Genomic DNA, 5,771 nt, shown 5'->3' with positions numbered 1-5,771 from the left:
CGCAGACGCCGATCAGCATCGACTTCTGCATGCCGCGCACGATCTGGGCCAGCAGGTCCTGGCCCATCGCGTTGGTGCCCAGCCAGTGCCGGGTGTTGGGCGGCTGCAGCAGCGCGTTGAAGTCGAGGTCCTGATACGAATACGGCAGCAGCGGCGGCAGCGTGTAGCAGCCGACGAACAGCAGCGCCAGCAGCGTCAGGCAGACCACCGCGCCCCGGTTGCGGGCGAACCGCCGCAGCACCAGGGTGCGCTGCGAGGTGAACTTCGCGGCCTCGGAAGTCACGACACCCGCACCCTCGGGTCCAGCGCCGCGTAGAAGACGTCGGAGAGCAGCCCGGCCAGCAACACCACGGTGCCGGAGAACAGGGTGATGGCGGCGATGATGTTGGTGTCCTGGGTCGCGATGCCCTGCACCAGCCACTCGCCCATCCCGTGCCAGCCGAAGATCTTCTCGACGAACACCGCCCCCGTGACCAACCCGGCGACGCCGTAGGCGAACAGCGTGGCCAGCGGGATCAGCGCGGTGCGCAGCCCGTGTTTGACCAGGGCGCGCCGGCGGGTGAGCCCCTTGGCGCGGGCGGTGCGGATGAAATCCTGGCCCAGCACGTCCAGCATCGCGTTGCGCTGATACCGGCTGTATCCCGCCGCGGCGCCCAGCGCCAGCGTCAGCGACGGCAGGATCAGGTGCCGCAGGCGGTCGAGCAGGTGCGCCCAGGTTCCGCCCCGCACCCCGGGCGAGGTCTCCCCGGTGTAGTCGAACAGGTGCATGTCCAGCGCCCAGTTGACCCGCAGCGCCCCGAGGATCAGCAGGTTGGCGATGACGAAGGTCGGGGTGCTCAGCACCAGCAGTGCCATCGCGGTCACGACTCGGTCGCTGAGCCGGTACTGGCGGATGGCGCCCCACGCGCCGGCCACCACGCCCAACGCGGTGCCCACCACCGAGCCGATGACCAGCAGGCGCAGCGTGACGCCGACGCGGCGCCACAGCGTGGAGCCGACGGGCTGGCCGGTGATGGTGGTTCCGAAGTCACCCCGCACCGCGTGGGAGGCCCAGTCGGCGTAGCGGATCGGGACCGGCTTGTCCAGGCCGAGGGCGTGGGCCTTGGCGTCGATGACCGCCTGCGGCGGCCGGGGGTTGCGCTGCAGCAGGCTGTCCAGCGGCCGGAACGCGTACGACGTGAGGCAGTAGGTGAGGAAGGACGCCAGCGCCAGCAGCACGACATAGTTGAGCAACCGGCGCGCCAGGAAGCGGATCATGCCCGACTGGCCCGCCCGTGTCGCATGGGGACAGGTTATCGACCGGGGGGCGCGGCGGTGTGACGGCGGCGGCCAGAAGCCCGGATTGTTACGATGCACCGCAACGTTCCCGGGAGGCTGGCATGACGGTCACTGACGACTATCTCGCCCACAACGCGGACTACGCGAGCTCCTTCGAGGGCCCGCTTCCGATGCCGCCGAGCAAACACGTCGCGGTCGTGGCGTGCATGGACGCCCGGCTGGACGTCTACCGCATGCTGGGCATCGGCGAGGGCGAGGCCCACGTCATCCGCAACGCCGGCGGCGTGGTCACCGACGACACGATCCGCTCGCTGGCCATCAGCCAGCGGTTGCTGGGCACCCGCGAGGTCATCCTGATCCACCACACCGACTGCGGCATGCTGACGTTCACCGACGAGGACTTCCGCCACGCCATCGCCGAGGAGACGGGCGTCAAACCGCCGTGGGCGCCCGAGGCCTTCCCGGATGTCGCCGAGGACGTGCGGCAGTCGTTGCGCCGCATCGAGATCAGCCCGTTCGTCACCAAGCACGTGTCCCTGCGGGGGTTCGTCTTCGACGTCGCCACCGGCAAGCTCGACGAGGTCACGCCGTAACTTTCAGCCGCCCGAGCCGTAGGGGCGGGTGATGATCTCCATCGCGTGCCCGGAGGGATCCAGGAAGTACACCCCGCGCCCGCCGTCGTGGTGGTTGATCTCGCCGGGCCGGCTCTGCCGCGGGTCGGCCCAGTGCTGCAGGCCGCGCGCGCGGATCTTGCCGTAGATCCTGTCGAAATCCTGCTCGGAGACCAGGAACGCATAGTGCTGGCGGGTGATGTCCGCCCCCGGGGCGACGTCGTCGTAGTCCAGGCTGGCGCCGTGGTCCAGCTCGACGACCAGAAAATGGCCGAACGGCTTCGGTGCGGGCAGGCCGAACAGCTCGGCGAGGAATTCCGCGGATTTCCGCTTGTCCCGCGACGCGACGATGGTGTGGTTGAAGCTGATGGCCATGGTGGTACCCCTTCACTTCTCCCGCGAGCGTGCGTGTCTGTACCGTGACACGCCGTCCAGGCTGTCATTCTGCGCACCCTCGCGCCCGCCCTACTTCGGCGCGGTGAGCTCCAGGGCGATGTTGTCGGGGTCGCGGAACTGCAGGATGTACGACGGACCGATGTCCTTGACCGGCTCATGGGCCACCCCAAGTTCGTCCAAATGCGCTGCAGCGGAATCGATTTCGGACTTGCTGGCGAGCCGGAACGCGATGTGGTCCAGGCCGGTGCGGTCCTCGTCGAAGCGGTCGGTGCCGACCGGGCGCAACCCGAGCAGCGTGCCACCGAGGTCGTAGATGACGCCGCCGAACAAAAACCCCAACTGCTTGCGAGTCGCCTCCCCGGCGTTGTCGGGAACCTCCAGCAGGACCGGCCAGCCGAACACGCTCTCGTAGAACCACCGCGACCGTTCGATGTCGGTGACGGTCAGCCGCACATGCGCGATGGAGGTGCTGCTCGAACCCACCCCGATCATGCTGCCAGAATCGGCTCTGTGCAGATAGCGATGACGATGCCGGTGATGGAGCCCGACCTGGACGCGCCGCTATTGCGGGACTGGGCACGCACCGTCGACGAGGGCCCGTTCTCGTCGCTGTGCTGGGGCGAGCGGATCGCGTTCGACAACCCCGACAACCTGACGCTGCTGGGCGCGCTGGCCGCCTGGACGGATCGGGTGCGGCTGATGACGACCGTGATCGTGCCGCAGCTGCACGATCCCGTCATGCTGGCCAAGGGGCTGGCCACCGGCGACATGCTCAGCGGCGGGCGGCTGATCGCGGGCATCGGCGTCGGCGGCAGGCACGAGGATTATCAGGCAGTGGGAGCGGACCCGGCGACGCAGACGATCCGCGGCATGGCCGAGCGCGTGGCGGTGATGAAGCGGGTGTGGGCCGGGGAGAAGATCACCGACTCGGTGTTGCCCGTCGGGCCGGCACCGGTGCAGCCGGGGGGCCCGCCGCTGTTCGTGGGCAGCATCGGGCCCAAGACCATCCGCAGCGCCGCGGCCTGGGCGGACGGGCTGGCCGGCACCACCCTGGACCTCGACGCCGCCAAGCAGAATGAGCTGTTCGACGTGGCGCGGCAGGCGTGGGCGCAGGCCGGTAAGCCCAAACCCCACCTGATGACGTCGTTCTGGTTCGCGTTCGGCTCGCCCGAGGAGTCCCGGGCGCAGGTGCACCGCCACCTGCGGCGCTACATGAACTGGATACCGGCCGAGTACGTCGACGCGATGGCGCCGACAACCGGCTGGGCCGGCACCGAGGAGCAGCTGCTGGACGTGTTGCGCAGGTTCTCCGACATCGGCACCGACGAGGTCCAGCTCATTCCGACCAGTTCGGGCCTCGACCAGGTGCGGCGTGCCGCCGACGTGGCCGGGCGGCTCTAGCTGGCGCGCTCGTTGACGCTGGCGGGGGCGGGCGGCTGTCCCTTGCGCAGCGTGGCCAGCAGCTCCCGGTAGGGCCCGACGAGGTAGACGGTGTCGCCGGCGCGCAGCCAGGCGTCGCGGCGCGGATGCAGGTTTAGGGGCGCGTCGTGCCGGGTGATCGCGATGACGCGGGTGCGGGTGGACAGTTCGAACATCCGCAACCCGTCGAGTTCGCTGCCGGCCGCAACGTGCATGGCGCCGACCATGAACGAACGCTGCCCGACCGAGAACGTGCTGAGCACCTGCAGGCCCATCGCGGCTCCGATGAACCAGGGCACGGCCAGGTCGACGGTCGAGCGGACGTGTTCGAATCCGAACCGCTGCGCGACCGCGCTGCCCAGCGCCCGGTCGTAGATGCGCAGCACGGTAGGCACGTGGGGCCGGTGCACGTGTGGCATCGTCCGCGGCCCCAGCATCTCGCGCAGCACGATCCCGGTCTCGATGTTGACCATGTCGTCCTGGGTCAGCACCGCGACCGCGCGGGCGTGTTCGATGCGCGCCGACTCGAGCGTCTGGCGCAGCGTCGCGTCCCCGAAGATCACCGGAACGTCGAGCTGGGCCGCCGACGACAGGAACCGGCTGTTCTCGTCGCGCTCGATGACGGCCACGTCGTAGCCTGCGGCGGTCAGATCGCTGACGACGCGGATGCCGAATGAGCCCAGCCCCACCACCACGATGTGGTTGCGCAGATGGCCGGCCTGCCGGCGCCCGGCCGAGTGGGCGAAGCGGCGCGACAGCAGCAGGTCGGCGATGAACGCGACCAGCAGCGCGGTCGTGGTGACCCCGGCGAACATCAGCATGATGCTGAACAGTCGCAGCCACAGCGGCTGATGCAGGAAGCTGAAGTCCCCGTAGCCCACCGTCGCGATCGTCTCGGTGCTGAAGTACAGCGCGTCGATCCAGGTCATCGCGGGACGCGGCTCGTAGCTGAAGCGCAGCAAGACGGTGGACCCGAGCCATAGGGTCATCGCGGCGGCCAGCGCCCGGTAGAACAACGGGTTGACCTCGTGGCGCAGGGTGCGTATGGCGTCGAACATCCGCCGCAGCCGGGGCGGGTGGGTGCGCGTGCGGTTGGGCCGGGGTGTCTTGATGCCGCAGCAGTCCAGTTCCTCGGGGGTGCCGATCATCACGGTCAGATCTCCCGCGCGGACCTCGTGGTCCCGGCCCGGGCAGGGCACGACCTTGCCGGGTGTCTCGGAGTTCTTGCCGTGAATCACCGCCACCGGCGCCAGGTCGCCATAGAGGTCGCGGAGTCTGCCGTCGCGCGGCGCCTCGGCGTCGGAGACGACGAACTCGATGCCCGCCGCCTCGATCGGGTGGGCCTTGTGGGACAGGCACGCCTCCACGACCGACGGGGCCGCGAGGTCGGCGACGTCGAGGATCGCGCCCGGGCCGTTGTCGTCGGCCACCGCCGCGCGCAGCACGCCGTTGGCCAACCGCGCCACCACGCGCACGCCCGGATTGGCCTTGCGGGCCAGCAGTGCGATTTCGAGGTTGACCGCGTCGTCGTCGCCGGCGCAGACGATCGCGGCGGCCACGGCTATGCCAGCGGCGTGGAGACCGGCCGGGCTGGCGAGCTTGACGATGCTCACGCCGGCGTTGTTGAGCTCCTCGACGATAGTCGCGGCCAGGGAGTCCTCGCCGCTGACGATGATGTGTCGGCGCACGTTCACGCGCGTTTCGAGGTCGGCTCGTCCGGCATAAACCCCCACCCCTGGCGCTATCGGTGTTCGCTGGCTGTTATGACTATCGGACACCGCGCCGATTTGTGCCAGCGATGCGCCCGGACGCGATACTGGTCGGGTGTCCGTCATCGAACGCCTCGCGACGCGCGAGATCTACCGGAACTCGTGGCTGTCGATCCGCGAGGACGAAATCCGCTTCCCCGATGGAACCCCGGGCATCTACAGCGTGGTGGACAAGCCGGACTACGCGCTGGTGATGCCCTACGACGGGGACCGCTTCCGGCTCGTCGAACAGTTCCGGTATCCGCTCGGTGTGCGGTGCTGGGAGTTCCCCCAGGGCACCGCGGCCGAGGATCTCGAG

The 5,771-nt window shown here is 69.4% G+C and carries 6 protein-coding genes and 2 pseudogenes; 3 read left to right on the top strand and 5 right to left on the bottom strand.

Annotated features, from left to right (window positions below; all coding sequences use genetic code 11):
- Together AC2VOR_RS20130 and AC2VOR_RS20125 are read right to left on the bottom strand one after the other, a co-directional pair.
- Positions 1 to 283: pseudogene (locus AC2VOR_RS20130) on the bottom strand (peptide ABC transporter permease); the annotation flags it as partial.
- A complete protein-coding gene (locus tag AC2VOR_RS20125) occupies positions 280 to 1,257 on the bottom strand; it encodes an ABC transporter permease (protein WP_369737604.1) in 978 nt (325 codons plus the stop codon). The gene AC2VOR_RS20125 and the pseudogene AC2VOR_RS20130, both read right to left, overlap by 4 nt.
- A gap of 122 nt (positions 1,258 to 1,379) precedes the next feature.
- On the opposite strand from AC2VOR_RS20125, the gene AC2VOR_RS20120 reads away from it, so the two are divergent.
- Positions 1,380 to 1,871 (top strand): beta-class carbonic anhydrase, encoded by a 492-nt coding sequence (locus AC2VOR_RS20120; protein WP_369737605.1) that lies wholly within the window; start codon positions 1,380 to 1,382, stop codon positions 1,869 to 1,871.
- A gap of 3 nt (positions 1,872 to 1,874) precedes the next feature.
- Here AC2VOR_RS20120 and AC2VOR_RS20115 read toward each other — a convergent pair whose 3' ends face one another.
- Entirely contained in the window at positions 1,875 to 2,264 is a 390-nt protein-coding gene (locus AC2VOR_RS20115) for a VOC family protein (RefSeq protein ID WP_369737606.1), read from the bottom strand.
- A 90-nt stretch (positions 2,265 to 2,354) separates the two neighbouring features.
- Positions 2,355 to 2,768, bottom strand: coding sequence for a VOC family protein (locus tag AC2VOR_RS20110; protein WP_369737607.1), 414 nt, complete (start codon positions 2,766 to 2,768; stop codon positions 2,355 to 2,357).
- Positions 2,769 to 2,807: 39 nt separating this feature from the next.
- On the opposite strand from AC2VOR_RS20110, the gene AC2VOR_RS20105 reads away from it, so the two are divergent.
- Positions 2,808 to 3,686, top strand: coding sequence for an LLM class flavin-dependent oxidoreductase (locus tag AC2VOR_RS20105; RefSeq protein WP_369741488.1), 879 nt, complete (start codon positions 2,808 to 2,810; stop codon positions 3,684 to 3,686).
- On the opposite strand, the gene AC2VOR_RS20100 is transcribed toward AC2VOR_RS20105, so the two are convergent.
- Entirely contained in the window at positions 3,683 to 5,398 is a 1,716-nt protein-coding gene (locus AC2VOR_RS20100) for a potassium channel family protein (protein ID WP_486964390.1), read from the bottom strand. The genes AC2VOR_RS20105 and AC2VOR_RS20100 overlap by 4 nt on opposite strands.
- A gap of 130 nt (positions 5,399 to 5,528) precedes the next feature.
- On the opposite strand from AC2VOR_RS20100, the pseudogene AC2VOR_RS20095 reads away from it, so the two are divergent.
- Positions 5,529 to 5,771: pseudogene (locus AC2VOR_RS20095) on the top strand (NUDIX domain-containing protein); the annotation flags it as partial.

This window comes from Mycobacterium sp. TH-M103, assembly GCF_057473785.1.
This window is presented reverse-complemented; position numbering and strand designations above follow the sequence as displayed.